This window comes from Gammaproteobacteria bacterium, from assembly GCA_029882975.1.
Classification (GTDB): domain Bacteria; phylum Pseudomonadota; class Gammaproteobacteria; order SZUA-152; family SZUA-152; genus JAJDNG01.
The window spans coordinates 12,443-32,390 of sequence record JAOUJW010000032.1; the positions used below are offsets into that span (position 1 = coordinate 12,443).

21 protein-coding genes are annotated in these 19,948 nt (G+C 49.2%); 6 read left to right on the plus strand and 15 right to left on the minus strand.

All coding sequences use genetic code 11. The features are described 5' to 3' along the window. Positions 1-5 precede the first annotated feature (5 nt). From OEY58_18660 to OEY58_18690, 7 genes are all read right to left on the minus strand, one after another. Positions 6-917, minus strand: a complete 912-nt coding sequence (locus OEY58_18660) for a lipid A biosynthesis acyltransferase (protein ID MDH5327478.1) — start codon at positions 915-917, stop codon at positions 6-8. A 33-nt stretch (positions 918-950) separates the two neighbouring features. Beyond that, positions 951-1,265 carry a hypothetical protein gene (locus tag OEY58_18665; protein ID MDH5327479.1) on the minus strand — a complete coding sequence of 105 codons (315 nt, stop codon included), beginning with the start codon at positions 1,263-1,265 and terminating at the stop codon, positions 951-953. A 16-nt stretch (positions 1,266-1,281) separates the two neighbouring features. After that, positions 1,282-2,643, minus strand: coding sequence for an AMP-binding protein (locus OEY58_18670; GenBank protein ID MDH5327480.1), 1,362 nt, complete (start codon positions 2,641-2,643; stop codon positions 1,282-1,284). Positions 2,644-2,646: 3 nt separating this feature from the next. Then, the gene (locus OEY58_18675) at positions 2,647-3,270 is read right to left on the minus strand and encodes a hypothetical protein (GenBank protein MDH5327481.1); all 624 of its coding nucleotides are present in this window, start codon (positions 3,268-3,270) and stop codon (positions 2,647-2,649) included. 25 nt (positions 3,271-3,295) lie between these two features. Beyond that, the gene (locus tag OEY58_18680) at positions 3,296-3,565 is read right to left on the minus strand and encodes a phosphopantetheine-binding protein (GenBank protein ID MDH5327482.1); all 270 of its coding nucleotides are present in this window, start codon (positions 3,563-3,565) and stop codon (positions 3,296-3,298) included. A gap of 179 nt (positions 3,566-3,744) precedes the next feature. Then, on the minus strand, positions 3,745-4,488 hold the full coding sequence (locus OEY58_18685; GenBank protein MDH5327483.1) for a YdcF family protein: 744 nt from the start codon (positions 4,486-4,488) through the stop codon (positions 3,745-3,747). 12 nt (positions 4,489-4,500) lie between these two features. Then, complete coding sequence (locus OEY58_18690; GenBank protein MDH5327484.1) at positions 4,501-5,094, minus strand: CBS domain-containing protein; 594 nt, start codon at positions 5,092-5,094, stop codon at positions 4,501-4,503. Between the two features lie 326 nt (positions 5,095-5,420). Between OEY58_18690 and asnB the strand changes: the two genes are divergently transcribed. After that, positions 5,421-7,400, plus strand: coding sequence for an asparagine synthase (glutamine-hydrolyzing) (gene asnB / locus OEY58_18695; protein MDH5327485.1), 1,980 nt, complete (start codon positions 5,421-5,423; stop codon positions 7,398-7,400). A gap of 271 nt (positions 7,401-7,671) precedes the next feature. Then, positions 7,672-7,875, plus strand: coding sequence for a cold-shock protein (locus OEY58_18700; protein ID MDH5327486.1), 204 nt, complete (start codon positions 7,672-7,674; stop codon positions 7,873-7,875). 140 nt (positions 7,876-8,015) lie between these two features. On the opposite strand, the gene mutM is transcribed toward OEY58_18700, so the two are convergent. The 5 genes from mutM to OEY58_18725 form a co-directional block, all read right to left on the minus strand. Next, positions 8,016-8,828, minus strand: a complete 813-nt coding sequence (gene mutM / locus OEY58_18705; GenBank protein ID MDH5327487.1) for a bifunctional DNA-formamidopyrimidine glycosylase/DNA-(apurinic or apyrimidinic site) lyase — start codon at positions 8,826-8,828, stop codon at positions 8,016-8,018. 1 nt (position 8,829) lies between these two features. Then, positions 8,830-9,825, minus strand: coding sequence for a DUF4340 domain-containing protein (locus OEY58_18710; GenBank protein MDH5327488.1), 996 nt, complete (start codon positions 9,823-9,825; stop codon positions 8,830-8,832). Then, positions 9,801-11,162 (minus strand): GldG family protein, encoded by a 1,362-nt coding sequence (locus OEY58_18715; GenBank protein MDH5327489.1) that lies wholly within the window; start codon positions 11,160-11,162, stop codon positions 9,801-9,803. Before OEY58_18715 ends, OEY58_18710 begins: the two co-directional genes overlap by 25 nt. A 76-nt stretch (positions 11,163-11,238) precedes the next feature. After that, complete coding sequence (locus OEY58_18720) at positions 11,239-11,997, minus strand: ABC transporter permease subunit (GenBank protein MDH5327490.1); 759 nt, start codon at positions 11,995-11,997, stop codon at positions 11,239-11,241. Next, entirely contained in the window at positions 11,994-13,004 is a 1,011-nt protein-coding gene (locus tag OEY58_18725) for an ABC transporter ATP-binding protein (GenBank protein MDH5327491.1), read from the minus strand. The genes OEY58_18720 and OEY58_18725 overlap by 4 nt, the downstream gene beginning before the upstream one ends. Positions 13,005-13,198: 194 nt before the next feature. On the opposite strand from OEY58_18725, the gene OEY58_18730 reads away from it, so the two are divergent. From OEY58_18730 to OEY58_18740, 3 genes are all read left to right on the plus strand, one after another. After that, positions 13,199-14,254 (plus strand): diguanylate cyclase, encoded by a 1,056-nt coding sequence (locus OEY58_18730; GenBank protein ID MDH5327492.1) that lies wholly within the window; start codon positions 13,199-13,201, stop codon positions 14,252-14,254. 106 nt (positions 14,255-14,360) lie between these two features. Then, positions 14,361-15,086, plus strand: coding sequence for a sulfite exporter TauE/SafE family protein (locus tag OEY58_18735; GenBank protein MDH5327493.1), 726 nt, complete (start codon positions 14,361-14,363; stop codon positions 15,084-15,086). A gap of 74 nt (positions 15,087-15,160) precedes the next feature. Further along, complete coding sequence (locus OEY58_18740) at positions 15,161-17,206, plus strand: hydantoinase/oxoprolinase family protein (GenBank protein ID MDH5327494.1); 2,046 nt, start codon at positions 15,161-15,163, stop codon at positions 17,204-17,206. Between the two features lie 13 nt (positions 17,207-17,219). On the opposite strand, the gene OEY58_18745 is transcribed toward OEY58_18740, so the two are convergent. Then, complete coding sequence (locus OEY58_18745) at positions 17,220-18,119, minus strand: B12-binding domain-containing radical SAM protein (protein MDH5327495.1); 900 nt, start codon at positions 18,117-18,119, stop codon at positions 17,220-17,222. Positions 18,120-18,184: 65 nt separating this feature from the next. Beyond that, entirely contained in the window at positions 18,185-19,105 is a 921-nt protein-coding gene (locus tag OEY58_18750; protein MDH5327496.1) for an adenylate/guanylate cyclase domain-containing protein, read from the minus strand. 181 nt (positions 19,106-19,286) lie between these two features. On the opposite strand from OEY58_18750, the gene OEY58_18755 reads away from it, so the two are divergent. Then, positions 19,287-19,541 carry a hypothetical protein gene (locus OEY58_18755; protein ID MDH5327497.1) on the plus strand — a complete coding sequence of 85 codons (255 nt, stop codon included), beginning with the start codon at positions 19,287-19,289 and terminating at the stop codon, positions 19,539-19,541. Between the two features lie 23 nt (positions 19,542-19,564). Here the strand turns inward: OEY58_18755 and OEY58_18760 are convergent, their stop codons facing one another. Beyond that, positions 19,565-19,738: a hypothetical protein gene (locus OEY58_18760; protein MDH5327498.1), complete on the minus strand. Its 174-nt coding sequence runs from the start codon at positions 19,736-19,738 to the stop codon at positions 19,565-19,567. Between the last annotated feature and the right edge of the window lie 210 nt (positions 19,739-19,948).

Here is a 19,948-nt window from a genome sequence, read left to right on the forward strand (position 1 = left end):
ATACCTTATGGTGTTTCGTTGACTTTATTGGTGTTCCAATAATCATAATAATTAAACCAATTGTAAGGCGCCATACGGGTATAGTGTTCCAGCCGTTTGGCATACAGCTGAACCCAACGCTGGATATCTTCATCTCGGGTTTTTCGGGAAACGTCAACCGATTCAGTCAACAGTTCGAAGTGCACATCGTAGCGGTTACCGCCACGATACAAACCGAATATTAGCACTACCGGGACGTTTAAAATAGAAGCCATCAACAAGGGGCCGGTGGGAAATAAAGTGGGTTTCCCCATGAATTGGCATTCCACGGTTTTGTCATCGTTGCTGACTCGGTCACCGAGTATGCCCAACATACCACCGGTGTTGAGAAACTCGTGGGCGGCCAAGCCGGCGCTAAATGTGCCCAGCGGGATAACGGTTTTGGCGATGTCCGGGTTCAACGTGTCCAACAACTTAGTGATGGTGGCGTTTTGCTCCACCCGCATGAAAACTTTTAAGGGGATATTTTTCTCTTTCAAAGCAACAGCACGCAACACCTCGAAACTTCCCAGGTGCGAACCTAATAAGATACAACCCTTACCCTCGGCCAAGGTGTTGAGCAGCAGATCAAGATTTTCGATCTTGGTCTTAAACAAATCAAAGCGCCCGCACAGGAAATACACTCGATCCAAAATAGTGGAGGCAAAACAGTGAAAATGCCTGGCGACTGTCAATAAGCTGGGTGGATGCTGCAAAACTAAAGTGAAAAACTGGAATGATGCCCGGCGCGCTTTGCTAACCGCCAGCAGAAAGTACAGGGTAATGGGATACAAAAAAACCCGAGTCGGAGTCCGGCCGATGTGCAGCGCTACCCACAGGATCAACTTTACCAATAAGGGAGACCCTCGTTCGGGGGATTTTTTCCATTCGCTGCCCATATGTTTTACCTCTTGCTGCGCGTATTTACTGCTCTACACCTCCGGGTGGTCCAATTTTAACTGGCCGGTAGCAAAAGCGGATTCGGAATTACTTTTTTTGTAGCAATTAAATTTTGCCCGACGGCTACCCATTTCCGTAAATTGAATACTAAAGGGTTCGTCCGGTAAAAGTGGGGTCAAAAACTTCACCGCCGCGAATCCTCCCACTTGTGCCTCCGGTTTCCATGCCAGCGCCGCGTTGATGACTTCATCCAGGACCACTACGCCCGGCACAATAGGATTGCCGGGAAAGTGGCCCTCCAGGCTGGGGTGGGAGTTTGGAATTACGCTGTCAGCTTCAAAGCTCATAGTTTTCCCTTTATTGTCATGTGGCCGAATGAGCCGTGCTGCCTACCCTCAGTTGGTCCAATAAGCTTAGTAGGTTTTTACGCGGCAGTTTACCGGTTTTCTCTCGGGGCAATTGCTCTACTTTGTAAATGGGACGAGGTAAAAAAGCTCCGTCCACGTGTAAGCGCAGTGCATCCAGAATTTGTTTCTCCTGCAATGCCGGAGCAACGACAAAGGCCACCAAGCGGGTTAGTGTGTCGGTTTCCGCGCAGTCCGGTAGAAACAACACACCGTCCTCAATGCCTTCAATGGCCAGCAATTTGTGATTCAAGTCAGCCAGGGACGCGCGCTTACCGGCAATATTAAGCATATCAGATTTGCGTCCCGCGAGCTCAAAACGATTTTCATCGTGACAAATTACAATATCGCCCAATACCACAGCCTGATCCAGGTAAGGTGCAGTGGCTATGCTGTCGCCGTCCTGGTTAGAGATACGTAAGGTGTCGAATAACTTCCAGATATTGCCTTCTACGGTGCGGCGTGAAGCCATAGAGCCGCATTCGGTGCAGCCATAGATTTCCTTAACCGGGGCGCCAAAAACCTGCTCGGCTTTTAGCGCCAGTTCCTGAGGTAGCGGTGCGGTTGCGGAAATAATGAATTCAGGAGCGGGCCAGGACAAGCCGGATTCCACGCAGACACGTAAATGGGTGGGCGTTGTAATGAGGACCTTGGGGCCGTCCTGGTTTAGCAGGGCATTGCGAATGTCTTGCGGATAAAAGGGACGTCCCGCAAATACGCAGGAACCGGAAACCAGTGGAAGCATTATCGAGGTTTCCAGGCCATACATGTGTTGTGGCGGTACAGTGGCGATAAGCGTAAGTGGGTGTAATGTTTGAATACCAAAACTTTGCTGAATCAGCCGGGTCACTCGTACCAGTTGGCCCCAGGTTTTAGCATTGGGGGTGGATTGACCGGTACTGCCCGAGGTAAACGCAATGCAGGCTAGGTGGTCCGAGGCGATATGAGGGACTTCAGCGCCGTCGGTTATTGTAAGGTTTTGGGGCAACTGCAGAAAAAATTCCGGCAGCTCAATACCGTCAATGCGGTGGTCCGTCAAACAATAGCTGTTCGGATATTGCTGCGCCACATCCAAAATTGTTTTTTGGGCGTGGCTGGCGGGTAATAAATTGGTTTGCCCTTTCACCAAGGCGGCGGTAAATGCCACCAAAAAATGGTAACGATTTTCACACAGGTTGATGGCGTAGCTGTGGTCAGGCAGGGCCTGGGCTACATGGTACACATCCGCTAAAAAATGATCTCGGCTGATGTCTGTATTGCCAAATCGGGCGACCGTTTGTGCGGCAGTGTGGGAAAGTAGCGGAAAGTCTGAATTATCCATCGCCTAGCTTTTATACAGGCTGGAAAAGTCGGTTTGTTTCAACATACGCAAAAATCCCATAAAGCCGGGAAACTTAATATGTTTAAAACGCCAGATTCGGACTATATGATCACCGGCCATCAGACCCAATACAAACAAATAATTAATACCGTTAGTGTATAGAGACCAGGTGTCTAAAGACGCGAAAAAAGCCAAACACAGGCTCTCCACTGTTAGAAAAGCAAACAACAGCACCCAGGCCACGGTTAAATGATAGGTGTAACGCTGTAAAGCCGGATCCAGTGTTCCACCGTGGTAGAGTAAAGCGATATGAGTGATCAGGGGGGTGCGATTGGGTGTCAGGGTGCGCCCAAAAATAAACAGAAAGCCCAGGCTTGCGAAAACCGGTGGGAAGAATAAGATGGCGAATTCATAGTGCTGCATAAGTTTAAACAGCAATATGCCGGAAACCGCAAAGCCTGCTACTGAAGCCAACCCGTTTCGGGTTAATTTCTTGCCTTTTTGCTTTTCACCAAACACTGAAGCGGCAATGAGGAACAGCAAAACCATGGCGGGCCAAGGGTTTTGGTGCAAGACGCTGTAATGAGTGACAAATGGATAGGCTGCTATCAATAAAACCGTACGCATGATGCTGGATTCTGTTGTGATTAGGCTAAGTTTGTCGATTTTTGCCCACGTGTTCGCTCAACTTGCGTAATGAGGAAAAAATTCGGGCATTCTCGCTGTCATCGGAGCGCAATTGGAAGCCGTAGGTCTTGGAAATAGCAAGAGCCAGTTCCAGAGCGTCGATAGAATCCAAGCCCAGCCCTTCATTAAACAAAGGCTCCTCCGGTTCTATATCATCGACTTCGATGTCTTCCAGGTTTAATGTATCAATAATGAGTTGTGCAACTTCGCGCTCTTGATCGCTGACTTTGATCATATCGGTATCTCTAAATCTAATTAAAACAAACTGTTATGCAATGACCCTGGGTTTTTACGCCGTGTAGGTATTGTCCGGTCGGAAAAACCGACAAATTGTACCATAGGGTAACCGGATTCAATAAAAGTATGAAGTGCTTGCAAAATAAACGCACAAATTTGCAAAATCGGTCGATGATTTCAGCGAATTCGACTCAGGCTCTTTTCGCTGCGAATGCAATGGGCCCAAAGTTTGCCGGTGTAATACCAGTGAATGAAATAGGCCTCTACGCAGGCTCGGATCAGGTTTTTGGGATTGAAGAGAAAGTGTTCCTCTGCAGCGCACATACAATGCTGCAATTGCAGGCCTTTGGCCATGATATGGGCCCGAGCCAGATGGAAACGGCTGGTGATAATGGTCGTGCGTTTTTCATTTTTGCCCAAATAAATGGTTCTGGCGTTGCTTAAGTTTTCCAACGTGTGGCGGGATTGGTCCTCGGTAACTATAAACTCGGAGCCAATGCCCGAATTGCTCAGGTACTCCAGGCCGCTTTGAGCTTCGCTTTTTATACTGTTCCCCGTTTTTCCTCCCAAGATTAATATCGTGTTGGCGGACCCGGTTTCAAACAAAGTTCTGGCTCGCTCCAGACGCGAGATGAAGTCCCGGCCGGGCTGATTCTCTTCCAGGCGCATGCCTAAGACGGTGATAACATCACAGTTATTGCTTGAGGCGGGAGTTTTTGTTGCGAATTGTATGACGTCGCGCAAAAACCACAACAAAGACAGGCCGCCAGTGGCAAATACGAACAGATTGGAAAGCCCCAAAGTGAAATAACCATCGCCGCCTATGGGGGCGGCGTTGGTATTGATGGACTGTGACTCTCTCATTTTACATTGTGCGGTTTGAACGTTAACGGTTTCTGCCGGGTATTGTTTTGCGGACATGTTGGGAGTGGCTTACACGGATGCTATCGCTTTGCCCAACTCTGCAAACGTGTTGGCACGTTCGGCAATGTCAATACTGGCTCCCAATTGGCGGCTGATTTGAGTCGTAGAGAACAAGCCCCGTATGGTTTGGCGGGCAATGTCTCCGGAAAATTCAACCACCAACAAATGCTGTCGTCCCATTGCTTTTGCGGTTTCTATGATATCACCAACGCAAGAGTATTCAACATCTGACATATGCACAACGTCCAGCATGTTGTGCGGTGTCATAATGTCCTGCGCCATAATTTCATCGCGTCTGCCGCTATGTTCCTTCAAGTATTGTAACGGCTTTTCTCCCAATATATCGGTCGCCGTGATTAAACCCAGCAGAGAGTGATTGCTGTCAGTTACAAACAGCAGGCGTACACCGCAGGCGATCATCTTTTCGTTGGTCGCATCTATGGATGCGGTGGGTTCTATGGAGTAAGGGGTGATTAAATTAAAATCCGTCATAACCAAAAGCGCCGGATCATCCAGTGAAACATTCGTGGGGCGGTTGACGGTGCGGCGGTTGACCATGGGTTTCTGGGTGATACTGTGGCCGGTAAGAATTTTATAGGACATAAGCAGCCTCCTATTGGATGGTGACTAAATAAGCGAACTGGTTTTACAATAGCTGAACTTGAATCTCTATAGCAATGCTAAATAGTAAGAAATTATTGACGCTTCCTTGTCCGGCGGCGAATAGTGAGATTAAGTGACTGTTTTTATAAAGCCTGGCGGTTTTTCTTTGAACCTAGTAGGCTGGACAAATTTTTAGGGTGTGGTGGGACGGGATAGTTGCTCAGGTCTCTGTGTAGGAAATGGCCTACTCAGTACTGAGAAAAATCCTCGGTTTATTGGCGATTTTACGCCACTCGTGATGCGGAAAGCAGAATTGGACTATTGCCATGTGTGGAATTGCGTTTATTTATAACAATAACGGGTCAGATCACGGTCTCCATGGGATTCACGCTATGGTAAAGGCGTTGACCCATCGCGGGCCGGATCAACAAAACACACAGATAAGCGGCCACTGTGCTTTGGGCCACACTCGGTTGAGTATCGTGGATATTCAAGGTGGCGTGCAGCCCATGGTGAGCGACGATGAGCGCTACAGTATTGTGTTCAACGGTGAAATTTATAATTACCGTACTTTGCGCCAAACGTTGGAAAAACGTAAGCATGTCTTTCAAACCCAATCGGACACAGAAGTTATATTGCGTGCTTATGTAGAATACGGCGCCGCCTGTGTCAAAGAGCTTCGCGGTATGTTTGCCTTCGCGATTTATGACAGCCGGTCCGGAGAGTTGTTTGTGGCTAGGGACCGCGTGGGAATCAAGCCGCTGTATTATTATTGGAATGATGGTGTGTTGGTGGGTGCGTCGGAGATCAAGGGGGTTTTTGCGGGCTGCGATCTTGAACCCAAGTTCAATCTTCACTCCATCCAAAACTTTTTTAAGTACCAGTTTAGCATTTGTCCCTATACAGTATTTGATTCCGTATTGGAGTTACCTCCCGGATACACTTTGAGCCTAAGTCCCGGCGGTGAACCGAAGTTGCGGGAATACTGGGATTTAGAGTTTCCCCTGGAACATGACCACGAAAACTTTCCTGAAGCATACTGGCTGGATCGATTCGAGGCTGCTTTACATGATGCCGTTGATTCTCACATGATCGGTGATGTTCCTATTGGCGCATACCTTTCCGGTGGAATTGATTCGTCAACAACGGCAGGGTTGTTGGCGCAACATTATCCGGATGTAGTTAATACATTTACGGTACGGTTTTCCAACCCCAACGCCGACGAGTCTGCGATTACAGCCGGCATTGCGGACCATATCGGCGTTCCTTTGCATCAATTAACCATGGATGACAGCCGCGAGGGCGGATACCTGGATGCCTTGGAGCAGACTATTTACGCTATCGAACAACCGCAACGTATGGCAGTAGATGTTCCGTTTTTCCTGTTGTCTGAGTTGGTAAACAACAATAACTACAAAGTGGTTTATACCGGTGAAGGGGCGGATGAAATCCTGGCCGGTTACGATTGCTATCGACAGAACAACATTCGGCTTTGGGGTAATTCCCTCATGGACGAAGAGATGCGCTTACAATATTACTTGGATGAGTTTGGCGATTTTGCTCAAGACTATATGCGTATGTTGGCGCAATTACACCATCCGCAACAACAGCGTCAAGTGGAACAAACATTTGGCTTTTATCCGGTGTGGCGTGATCTATGGCATGTGATGCAAGGTCCCAGCGAGGGGTTGTTCACCGGCGATTTTCTTAAATGTTGTGAAACTAACGAGCAGATGCAGGAAATGGCGGCGCAAATAAAACCCAATGTGGACGGAGTGCATCCGCTGAATCAGTCCTTGTACATGGAAGTGAAAACACGGTTACCCGGCTGGATACTGTTGAAAGGCGACCGCTTGGCAATGGCCAACGGTGTTGAGGTGCGGGTCCCGTTTTTGGATCATCCTTTGGTGGAGTTGGCCGCACAAATACCGCCTGACCTCAAGCTCAATGGCATGGATGAGAAGTATATTCTTAAAATGGTTATGCGGGATCGTTTACCGCAACACCCGCAACAATTCAAAAAGCGCGCATTTTATACTCCCATTCGTGAATGGTTTTTTCGGGACGATCTGGCCCGGGAGTTGGATCGGTATCTTTCTCGTGAAGCCATTCTGGATTCTTCTTTATTTGACCCGGATAAAGTACAGCAAATACGCCAGAAGGTTATTTCACACCCACCTCCGACAAATCTCAATGAATATCACTATCTTATGCAGTTGGAATGGGTGCTGTGCTGTGTCTTAACGATTCAGATGCTGCACCACTTATATATAAAGAAGAATGGCGCTTGCTTCCAAAATACTTAAGGGTTTACCCTTGAACACCTACGCCGCGTTATTGTGTCCATAAGTCTAATTTAGGAGCACAGAAACAATATCTATAACGGGGTAATAAAAGCTTACAAGTTGAGCTCTAACTACTTGGATTCTTAGGCCAATAGGGTCTATACTAGCTTTTAAGCTGCAGCAAAAACGTAATCAATTCGGAAATTCCTCCCGTTTTTCCCCAGGTTTTCGTTTTACATCTCTGCAAGCTCTGATTTGACTAAAACAATAAATTTTTTCAAGGGGTATTAGCATGGCTGAAGGTACAGTAAAGTGGTTTAATGAGGCCAAAGGATTTGGTTTTATTGCGCCACAAGATGGCTCAGATGATGTATTTGTACACTATTCTGCAATTGCAGGTAGTGGTTTTAAAACGTTGGCTGAGGGACAGGCAGTAGCGTACGAGACGGAACGGGGTCCCAAAGGGTTATCGGCGACTAACGTAACGCCGCTTTAATACAAATCCATTACCATAAAGAGTTCGCTACACGATATCGTAAGATATCACCAAGGCGCCAATAGACGTCGATATTAGTTAATTTGAAAGACCCGTTAATACGGGTCTTTTTTTTTTGTATGCTCTAATTTATTGTACGGCTACCGTTGGCATTTGCTGCAAAAGTACGTCGATCTTTGTCCCAGCTTTACAAGTTTAATAGCTGAGGTGCAGCGTGGGCAGGGTGCGTCGGCTCGATCGTACACATTGAGCTGTTGCTTAAAATATCCGGGTTTACCGTCGCTGCCCAAAAAGTCTTTTAAAGTAGTCCCGCCTTGTTGTATTGCTGCTGTCAGTATGGACTGTATTGCGCTCGCCAATGTTTCATAACGTTTCAAGCTGATTTTTCCAGCGGCGGTTTTAGGATGAATGCCCGCGGCAAACAAAGCTTCGTTGGCGTAAATATTGCCCACGCCAACGACGATATGGCTGTCCATTAAAAACAATTTTACGGCGCGTTTGCGCCCATGTGCTTGTGCATGTAAGTAGCTTGCATCGAACTGTGCCGACAAAGGCTCCACTCCCAATGGGCTCAGTAACGGATGTTGCTCCGGCGTTTCGCTCCACAGCAAAGCACCAAAGCGGCGTGGATCCCGTAAACGCAGGCAATGACCTTGGGTAAAACAAATATCCACGTGGTCATGTTTTTGAGCTGGTGTCAGTGCATCCACTACCCGCAAACTACCGGACATGCCCAAGTGTAAAATAGCGGCACCTCTTTGAGTGTGTAATAATATATACTTACCTCGTCTGGAGATCTTGTTGATTATCCGGTTCTGTAGTTGTTTGTTCAGTTCATCAGGAATCGGCCAACGTAACTGAGGTTGGCGCACAATGACTTTTTTCACGCGTTGTTGCAGTACATAAGGTTCTATACCCCTAAGGGTGGTTTCCACTTCGGGTAGCTCGGGCATGCTAGTGTCCTGAGTCCGGGAGTAAGTGTTTAAGGAATGTTGGCTGTGTTAATGTGCGATAGGTTTCCGGGGCCAGTTGGTATGTGGTGTTGGGCTTATCCCGGCGTAGGGTCTGGTTATGGGTATCTAAATAGAAAATGTGAGCTTGTTCCCGGCCTTGTTGTTGCACAATAATTTGTGGTGAATCTTTGGGTGTCGCTATCGCATTATTGAATTGAACGCTCAGGGCCTGGCCGTAGCGCCATTCATCCACGTATGCCGCCAAGACATCCGTGCTGAGTTTCGACGTAATGGCGGTCAATTCCATGCTGACTCCTGACCGGCTGTTACCTTGCGGATTCGCAGTTAAACGCCAAGCGCCTTTCTCACGGAGCACTGTGAATAATGGCAGTCGAATCGACTGGATGGCGCCTGTCTCGGGTAAAAGCGCCGGCTGTGCAAATGCGTCGGCCGATTTGTTCATCCACAATGCCGGTGTATCGTTGATCAAATATATTTTGTCTTGGTGTAAAATATAGCGCTGTTGGTATACGGGGTCGTTGTTACCCACTCGTACAGGTTCATCATTAAATTCCAGGAGCATTTGCGGGCGCTCCAAACCATATTGGCTTAATTCATTTGCTTTGATCTCAAATTGTTGATGGCTGGCTTCATATAATACGCTGATCAGTTTCTTCACCTGGATGGGGTTGGCGGGAAACTCTACCGGTTGTGTGATCCACCAGGTTTGATCGCGGCGTTGCAGTTGCAGCACCCTTTTTAAGTGCTGTTCGCTGCCCTGCGGTAGGTTGACGTTTATTCTCGTGATGTTTGTTGCATCCAGGCGGCTGAAACGTTGTCCTTGTGTTGTCTGCGCTTGAAACGGGGGTAGTTGGGGCTCCGGCAGCAACAACACGCCCAAGCCGATGGCGCATAAGAGCAGAAGCAGCAAAATCGCCCAGCGCTTGTTTATCGTGGTCAGCCTGTCCATGCTCAGCGTTTGCGCCGCTTTAACCAAAGCCAGGTTCCGGTGCCTCCCAAAGCCAGGGGAATGAAAAACAAAAATCCAAAACCAATGATTAACTGGGTGGGTCCGCTCCAGTTTAGCTGGGACCCTACGGCAGTTTTTACGCCAATATTAATAAAGCGGTCATCATGGCTGAGCCAGTTGGCCATCGACAGACCTAAATCACTGTTGCCTCCATTGCCTAGATAGGCGTTGGAGAGAAAATCGCCGTCTCCAATGACCAAAATCCTCTGCTGCCTGCTGCTCGACGGTTCAATGCCCGGTACGATTCGGCTGAGGGTTACGCCAAAATCTACAGGGCCTTTGCGGTCGGTTTGTGGATCAAAGCCTACATTGCCGCTGAATTGAGTCGTCTCCACCCAGCTGCGCGGCAGGCTGCGCAACAATGTCTGTGCGTCCCAGTCTCGTTCATCCCGCCCTTTGACCGGGCGGGCGATGGGGTATAGTGTGACAACATTAAAGTTTGCCGTGATTTCGTGAGCAGGGTATTCGCTGCTCAAGGCAACAAAGGGATTGTTAATTCCAAAGAGCTGAGTAGAGGGTTCCACTAGTTGACCGGTGCCGAACTCCAAAGGCAATAGTTCAGTGAGAGGGTCCAATTGGTACAAGGAACCCGGTTCGGCCAACCAAAGTAGGTTGCCTCCCCGAGTAAGGTATTGGCGAATCAGGTCCAGTTCTCCCGGGAGATAGTCCACTTGGGGTGAGGCGATAACCAAAACAGCGGTGTTTACGGGAATAATAGGTTGTGTCGTAAGATTCAGGGTTTGTAAATTTATCCCCTTACTCTGCAGTTGTTTACCCCACTCTCCCAAGTCGTGATTGGCTTTTCCCAGAGGGTTGCGTTCACCGTGTCCGCTTAAGAAAATCATCCATCGTTCGGCACTACGGGCCATGCGTTGAATGGCATTGGTGTAGGCCTGTTCATGATGCTCTGATAGTTTTTCACTACGCTCACCCAAGGTGATAATAACTTCTCCGTCTTTGTTGATTCCTTTGGACTGGGCGATAGCGGGTTGCTCCACAGGATCGATAAACTCGTATTCCACTGCAGTGTGGGAGCGGCGGTATTTTAAAATCAATTCCTCTCTCTGTTGCCGCAGTAGTTCTGATTGGGTGGCAAAGACCGTAAAACGCAGGGGTTGTTCCAGGGTGTGCAACAAGCGCTGACTTGCTTGGGACAAGGTGTTGCGCTCAAATTTGCTCCAGTCACTGCTAAATTTGTAACGCTGGGTGACTGCGGCCAACAAAATGGTGAGCAAGAGCACCAACCCTATAAACACAGCATTTTGTATGCGCAGTTGTTGCCGGGTTCCGGTGGTAATTTTCATCAGAGTGTTTTCATGAGAGTAGATTCATTGGTAGAGGTTTCATGTGCAAGGGTTTCATAGAATCAATTTCTCAGCCTCAGGTCCAGCCGTGTGTCAAACGTTGTTGATTGAGGCGGTGCACCGTTAACACCAGAAACGCCGTGGACAGAATCACAAAATAGCCAATATCGTTGCTGTTGATAATGCCGCGTAGCATGGGTTGTATGTGCTGCAACATTGAAATATATCCCAGCCATTGCGTTTGACTTCCGGCACCACCGGCCAAATCCACTATCCACAATAGAACCAACACCGCCGAAGTGCTAACGGCGGCGACAGTGGGGTGGTTACACAAAGACGAGATGTACAAACCCAATGCGGTAAAAAAGCTGATCAAAAGCAATAGAGCCAAACACCCGCCTGCTAAAATTCCAAAATCCAAGGATGTTCCCAGCAACAAGGAGAAAGGCATCATTAACAACAGGAGCAAAATTAACAGAAAAAATCCCAGTGCTCCCAGAAATTTTCCCAGCACCAATTCTGTCATGCTCAAAGGTGCGGACAGTAGCAGTGTCATAGTTTGATTGCGGCGTTCTTCGCTGATCAGGCGCATGGTTACCATGGGCGTGATAATTAACAGCACAATCGCCGTTGTTGCCAATAATGGAGTGACCACAATTTGAGTGATACCCAGGTCCGTCGTTTGCAGTTCCAGTTGGGGTTGCAGTTTGACGAAATAGTCCAGGTACAATAAGAAGGCATAGGCCAGTATGAGCTGCACCACTGTGAGCACGGCCCAAGCCAAGGGTGAGACGAATAGGCTGCGCAGTTCACGGGCTGCCAAAGTTATGATCATTGGATTTCCTCTGTAGCAGGGGAGTCCGGAGCCGTGAGATTTTTTTGTTCCGACACGGTGAGATTTATAAAAATTTGTTCCAGTGATTGTTGCTCCGGGGTCAGTTGGTTAAGTTGCCAATTTTTTTCCACTGAAAGCTTGACCAGCTGTTGCGCAGGGCTTTGATGTGCTTGATGGCGCATGCGAAAGCGGTGATCATCCAGGCGTTCTATTGAATCCATTGATGTTATGGCGGCGAAGTCGCTTACTTGACGTTTGGTGTCAAATCCGACAATGAGGCTGCGGCTGTGTAAATGGTTTTCCAATCGATCCACTTGTTCTTGCAGTACCAGTTTACCATTGTTGATTATTTGCACACGGTCACACACCGCCTGTACTTCAGATAATATGTGAGTGGATAAGATAACGCCGTGGTCTTTACCTAACTCCTGAATCAAATCTCTCACTCCACGAATCTGTTTCGGATCCAGACCTACGGTGGGTTCATCCAGAATAATAACCGGCGGTTGGTGAATGATCGCTTGGGCGATGCCGACACGTTGTTGATAACCCTTGGACAAGTTACCAATGAGTCGATTTTGAACCGGTCCGAGCTCCAGGCGTTGCAGGGTGCTGCCCACACGAGAGGACAACCGGGATGGATCAATGCGATGCAGACGGGCGCAAAATCTTAGGTATTCCTCAACGGTGAATTCCTTGTATAAGGGAGGCTGTTCGGGCAAATAGCCAATATTGCTCTTGGCTTGCCGCGGCTGTTCCAGCAAATCAATACCGTTGATCTGTATTTCACCGCGAGTGGCGGCCAAATTTCCCGTAAGTAACTGCATGGTGGTGGATTTGCCTGCACCGTTGGGACCTAGAAAACCCAGTATTTCACCACGGTGCAGCTCAAAGCTCACGTCATCCACGGCCTTGATGTTGCCGAAATAACGGCTCAGGGCGGTCACTTTAATGTAGCAGTGTTTGTCCCTATCGCTGTGTTCTTCTGTCATGGTTTGGCTGTGCATGTGCTCTGTTTTGCGGTTACCAGCGCTGGATTTTACACGAATTGAGCTCGGCCCTGAAACCGGGGTTTTGCATCCGGCTATGCCTCAAGGTTCAATGCCGTGTGCCTTGGTTTGATCAATTATTCACCTTTTCGTTCCATACTCGTCATAGGCTGCTATAGTTTGTTGAGTATTAACCATAGATGAAATACGGTATGACACAAAGTCTTTGTGAGCGGTTTGGGTTTACGCAAGAAAAAATTCGAGAACGCCTCATTTTGTTGGATCTAGGCGACAAGGATTATGTATTGGCGGGGCGTTTACAGCAGGAAGTCATAGTGCCCAATTTTCCGCTTATCATGAATGCGTTTTTCGACGGTTTCACTTCGCATCCGGAAGTAAAAACATTCATAAAGGATGAGGCCGCCGGTAAGCGTATCAAGAAGATCATTACCACTTTTTTGCTCAGTTTGGGCAGTGGTTTTGACAGCAGAAAGTATTTTGAACATCGCTTACACGTGGGTTTGGCTCACGGGGATGTGGGTTTGTCCCTAAGCCTATATTTATGTGCTTACCGTGGATTAACTCAAAGTATTATTAACCATTTCCCTCAAACGGTGCGCGATGATCAGCAGCATTATGAGCAACTGGTGGAGTTTCTTTACAAAATTAATGCTCTGGATATGTCGCTGGCCATAGAAACCTATCACGGAGCCCAAGTGCAGAACCTGGAGGCGTCTATCACGGGGATACGTTCTCAGGCGGCGGAGTTTCAGAAAAAAGCCATTACAGATGCGCTAACGGGTATCGTCAACCGTGAGCAAGTGTTTACCGAATTAAGCCGGGCGTTGGAGCAATCTCGAGAAAATCGTACCCCTATTTGCCTGGCTATGGCGGATATTGACCATTTTAAGAAAGTAAACGACAGCCACGGTCACCAGGTCGGTGATTCGGTGCTTATTGACGTGGCCCGGCGTATAAAAGCCTCGTTACGCGGTAAAGATGTGGTCGGCCGGTATGGCGGGGAGGAGTTTATGTTGATCTTACATAATATCCCCTTGGATACAGCCCAAAAAATAGCCCAGCGTATCCGTTTACGTATTGCCGATCACCCTATAAATTTGGCCGATTTAATTTTGTCGGTGACTATGAGTTTCGGTTTGACCATGGCCAGGCCGGAGGATACGGTGGAGACCTTGGTCAAACGAGCGGATGAAGCTTTGTATGCGGCGAAGCATGGGGGGCGTAATAAAGTGGTTGTCTCTGAGTGAGTTTGTCTCAGGCAGAATTTGCCTTAGCTAAGATTGTGTAAGTCAAGCTTGCCGCAGAAAGCGGTTACAAGCGATTCCTTTCTACACCAGTGCGCGGGACCACTCCATGTCCGAGCCGACGATTGTCGCTATTCTGCTTGCAGCTGCCTGCATACACGGACTATTGGGATTTGGTTTTCCCATGTTATCCACGCCGGTGCTGTTACTGTGGTTAGAGTTGCCTTTGGTCGTTATGGTGACTTTGTTCCCTACAGTGACGATCAATATCATCAGCATCTCAGCGGAAAAACAGTGGCGTGAGGCCTTTCGGCGTTACTGGCCTATCCCTGTGTTTACCATTGCGGGCAGTTTGCTTGGTACACAGGTTTTACTGCATACCGACCCGCAACCGCTGCGATTACTGCTTGCCGTGTTGTTGATTGTTTATCTGGTGGCGGAACGGTTACCGCAGGCGCAGACGGAGCGGCGGGTCCCGCCGTTCGCCATGGGGTTGTTCGGGTTTGGTCTGGGTTTGATGGGAGGCATGATCAATATTATTGCACCGGCCATTGTGATGTACGCCCTGTTTACACGTATGGATGCCACGTTGATGGTGGCAACTTTCAATTTTAGTTTTTTGATCAGCAAAAGCGGTCAGATCATAGGTTTTCTCGCCAATTCGGCCTTTGACTGGCAGGTGGTGAAGTTTACGCTGCTGCTTTTGCCCTTCATCGTGTTAATGCTGTGGTTGGGCATGCGCTTGCGTAAGCGCATGAATACGGATAACTATAAGAAGCTGTTACGGTTGAGTTTATGGGTGATTGCCTTGGTTCTCCTGGTGGACAGTGTTTAACGCTGACATACTGTGACCCCGCGCCAACTCTGGTAAACTTGCTGTTCGACACAGAGTATAGACAAGAGAAAAGTATGGGTGTTTTAGACAGAGTCGTACTAGGGGTGGATACCGGTGGCACGTTCACCGATTTCGTCCTGCTCTGCAATAACACCGTACGTATCCATAAAGTTTTATCTACCCCCAAAGCTCCGGAGCTGGCTATTTTGCAGGGTATGCGCGAGCTGGGTTTGCAGCAGTTGTCTTGTCTGGATTTATTTGTGGTTCATGGTTCTACGGTAGCCACGAATGCGGTATTGGAGGGGAAGGGGGTTCGCACTGCCTATATCACCAATTATGGTTTGGGTGACGTGCTGAGTATTGGTCGCCAGGCCCGCAAACAGCTATATAACCTGCAGCCCCCTAAAACGCATCCGCCCGTCCCCAAAGCATTGTGTCTGGAAACCGGAGGGCGCTTGGGTGCCGATGCCTCTGTGGTGGACCCTCTGAGCACATCAGAGTTGCAGCAGTTGCGTCGGCAATTGCAACAACTGAAACCGGAAGCCGTGGCCGTGAACTTATTGTTTTCCTTTCTGGACGATCGGTTTGAGCAGCAAGTGGCCGATATCGTACCGGAGGATATGTTTGTGTCATTGTCCTCACAAGTGCTTCCCGAATGTAAGGAATATGAACGCGGTATTAGTACCTGGCTCAATGCTTGTGTCGGACCCATTGTTGCGGGGTATTTGCAACGCCTGTGTGACGGGGTGGCACACTTCGAAACCAAAACAGCTACGCAAACCGGGCCGCAAAGATCGGCGGTTTCCATTATGCAAAGTGCCGGCGGTACCATCGCAGCCGATCAGGCGGCGCTGCGTTCGGTGGAATTACTGCTGTCGGGTCCGGCCGGTGGCTTGTCGGGGGCGCAGTACGTGGCCCGCTATTCGGATCGCCGGCGTTTGCTTACATTTGATATGGGGGGGACTTCCACTGATGTGGCGTTGATCGATGGGGACATTGTACTGACATCAGAGGGTAGCATCGGGGACTATCCGGTGGGTGTCCCCCAGGTTGATATGCACACCATCGGTGCCGGTGGGGGCTCCATTGCCATGGTGGATGAAGGCGGTATATTGCAAGTGGGGCCGCAGTCGGCCGGTGCTGACCCAGGACCTGCCTGTTATGGGAAAGGCGGTCAACAAGTGACGGTGACCGATGCTAATTTGGTGCTGGGGCGGTTACGGCCCGATTTGTTTCTGGGGGGAGGTATGACATTGGATGTCGCGGCAGCCCAACATGCCATACAGGCATTGGCCCGCGATTTGGGTATGAGTGTGACTCAAACGGCTTTGGGCGTAATTCAAGTGGTGAACGAGCACATGGCCCGCGCTTTACGAGTGATGTCGGTGCAGCGGGGGCTGGACCCTAAAAGCCTGACCCTGGTGAGTTTCGGTGGTGCCGGTGGCTTGCATGTTTGTGCCCTGGCGGAAGCTCTCGCCATGCCCGAAGCCATTGTGCCGGTGCACGCAGGGGTGTTATCGGCCCTGGGCATGCTAGTGGCGCCCAGGTCACGACAACTGTCCCAGGGGATGGCCCAAACCCTGGGGGATAGGAGTCAGGAGCAGTTGACCCCGGTGTTTGAGCAAATGCGCCAACAGGCTGCCCAGGCATTGCTAAGTGAGGGGTTACAGGAGTCCCAACTGCAAACCCAAAATAGCGTGGATTTGCGTTACACCGGGCAGAGTTACGCACTCAATGTTCCCTGGCTTGACGCCGAGCAAAGTCGCTCCTATTTTGAGCAGCTGCATCTTAATCGCTATGGTCATAAGATGGAGCTGGACGTGGAGTTGGTGACTGCCAGAACCAAGGTTTGTGGTAGCAGTGAACCCTTGGAGCTTGCGGTTTTGCCGGGCCATGATGTCGCCAAGGGGGTAGATCCGATTTGGGTGGAATTACCGGGAATGGGTGCCGATGCGGAACAGACCCAAACCGTACCGGTATTGCAGCGACAGCACCTGGGTGCCGGTTTTGCAATGGACGGTCCGCTGTTGATCACGGAAACCGTTTCCACAACCTATGTGCAATCGGGTTGGCGCTGTCGCCTGGACGACGTGGGGAATATATTACTGGCAAGGCTCTGAGAGGGCTTGGTGTTTATAAGCTCCGTTGCCATTCCTGGCGTAAGGACACCTGTTCCGGTGTGGTCAGCGCCTTATCCAGCAGTTCCAGCAGGCGCGGTTTGTCTCGGCCCAATACGCCTTTCAAAATCAGATAGTTCGAAGCATGGTCGCTGCGGAACAAGGTACTGTCCAATTCCGTATGGGATAGAAACGTACGCATTTCCTGAAACAAACCGGCTTGATCCAATAACTGCAGACCTTCGGGGAAATGGGATAAAAAACGTTGTTTGCCCATGGGAAAGCTCAATACCAAGGTGGCGAGATAGTGGGGTTGCGCGGCATTGACCAGACGGGCCGAATTAAGCGCATGTTGTTGTGAATACACATCACCACCCAGCCCGTTGAGAATCATCACTGAGGTTTTAATGCCCGCTAAACGCAGTTTTTGTAAGGCCTCAACACTGGAGTCGAAGCTCTCTCCTTTTTGAATGCGCTGTAGTAGTTCGTCGTCACCGGTCTCTGCGCCGATGTAGGCCAAGCCTAATCCGGCATCGTGTAGCTCTTTGAGTTCGGCCACGGATTTGGTCTTTACATTGCGTGGCAGGCAATACGCGGATACCCGGGTAACTTGGGGCATATAGCGGCGAATTTGTTCCAATATGGCCAACAAGCGTCGAGTGGACAATACCATGGCATCACCATCGGCCAGAAAGACACGACGGCTGAAGGGCATGGATTCTGCGGCCGCTTCGATTTCTGCCAAGACCTGAGGTTCTTTCTTAACACTGAATTTTTTTTGCGGTGCGGTGTACATTTCGCAAAAGGCACAGCGATTCCAGGAGCAACCATTAGTCACTTGTAAAATCAGCGAATTGGCTTCGCTGGGTGGGCGGAATAAGGGCTGGATATAGTCGGGAAATTCGCTCATCAGGATATTGCCGGTGCTGCCCTACCACTCATCATATATTTATCCTCGTTTAATCCTATGGTAGCAAATTACTAACGATCACGCTCCAGTAAGATGGGAAGATCTGAAAAATCCAGCCCGCTGGCAATCACCGCTTCGCTCTTGCCTTTTACCATCAAGCTTTGTGCTCTTTGGGTACACAGTTCCCCGGGCAAATGTTGGTAGCTGCTTTGACTAATAACAATATCTTTGCCCAAATCCTTAGAGGCACTTTCCAACCGAAAGGCGATATTGACGGCATCGCCTATGGCCGTGTTTTCCTGGCTGAAATCCACCGCTGCCGAACCGGTGTTTATACCCACTCCCACAACAATAGGGTGAGGTAACTGCGTGTATTGTTCATTCATGCGCAGACAAATCCGGTTGAGTTCATTTGCGGTTCTCAGAGCGCTCATAACGGACTCAGATGCCTTTTTTGATTCCCAGCGCGCATAGACACAGTCCCCGATGAATTTGTCCACCGTACCGTGGTTGTCCGCCACCACTTGGGCCACCTCGCGGGACCATTGGCCGATCACCTGGGTCAGGGTTTCAATGGGTAAGGATTCGGAAAGCTGGGTGAAGTTGCGGATATCTGAGATCAGTACCGTAATTTCGGCTACCCGCACTGTTTTGGAAATGACCGTTTTTTCAGGGATATCCACCGAAGTTACCACCTCGGCGTGTTCCTTTTTAAACTCAAAAGAGGATGATCCGATACGAATGGTATCTCCGTCCTTGACCACAGTGGGCTCGCTGATGCGCCGATCATTTAGAAACGTACCGTTGGTACTGCCCATATCTGTCAAAACGTAGGCATTTCCCCGCATTTGTCGCAATACGGCATGGTTGCGTGAAGCCAGAGGGTCGCTCAAAGTGACATCGCTGTGCGAGTCACGGCCAAATGTCAGCCCCGATTCACACACAAAGGTTTGGGTTTGTCCGTCAATTTCCGAGATAAGCCGCGCTGTCATGATATGGAGACCAAGTGTGTCAAACTGTGGATAAAACTCTACCCTTACCTATCGGCGCTTGCGCGGTTTAGTTGAAGACTGGCTAATAATTAATCCTGACGGAAATGCTACAAGCCGCTTTGGCAATTGTTTTTGATCTGGTTATACTGGCATGAGTAAACAGCCAAAAGGAGGGACATTGATGCAAAAAACAAAATGGGCATTTATCCTATGGGTGTTGGTTGTCCTAACAGGCTGTGCGTCCGGCGGTGGGGTGCAAAACGCCTGTGATGCAATTGCTGAGGGTTCTGAATTTGCTGAGGCTTCCGGAGAAAGTGCTCAGGCAATGTGTTCGGCGGTGAAATCCTGCCAATACATAGCCCCGTTACGCTGTATTTGTCCTGCAGATGGGGAATGTATTTGTGCCGGTTCCGATGCGCGCTGTGCTCAAATGTAGTTTGCGGCGACTGAGGAGAACTATCAATCACCTTCGAAAATCATCAGGATCTCTTTAAGCCCGCTGTCCAAAATGGCTTCTGGTGGAACCTGCAGTGTCGCCAGAATAACGGCGGTAAACGCCGTGTAAACAATGACGCCATTGAGTAGTAATATAAACAAATCATTTTTTAGTAGGGTTTCCACTGTTTGTTTCATATAGTTTCCTTGTGGCAACAATATTCGAGCTTAGAGATGATTGATGCTATAGGGTTTCGGTCGTTTCAGCGGAAAACTTTAGAAAAGGTGGTCTCTGGAACGAAAACTAAACCGGGCTGCAACTACGTAGCTTTGAAAGCGTCAAATAAATTTTGATGAGCAAATAGCATGCCCAGCGTGATTTTTGTCATTTGCGCCAAAGAGAGTCCT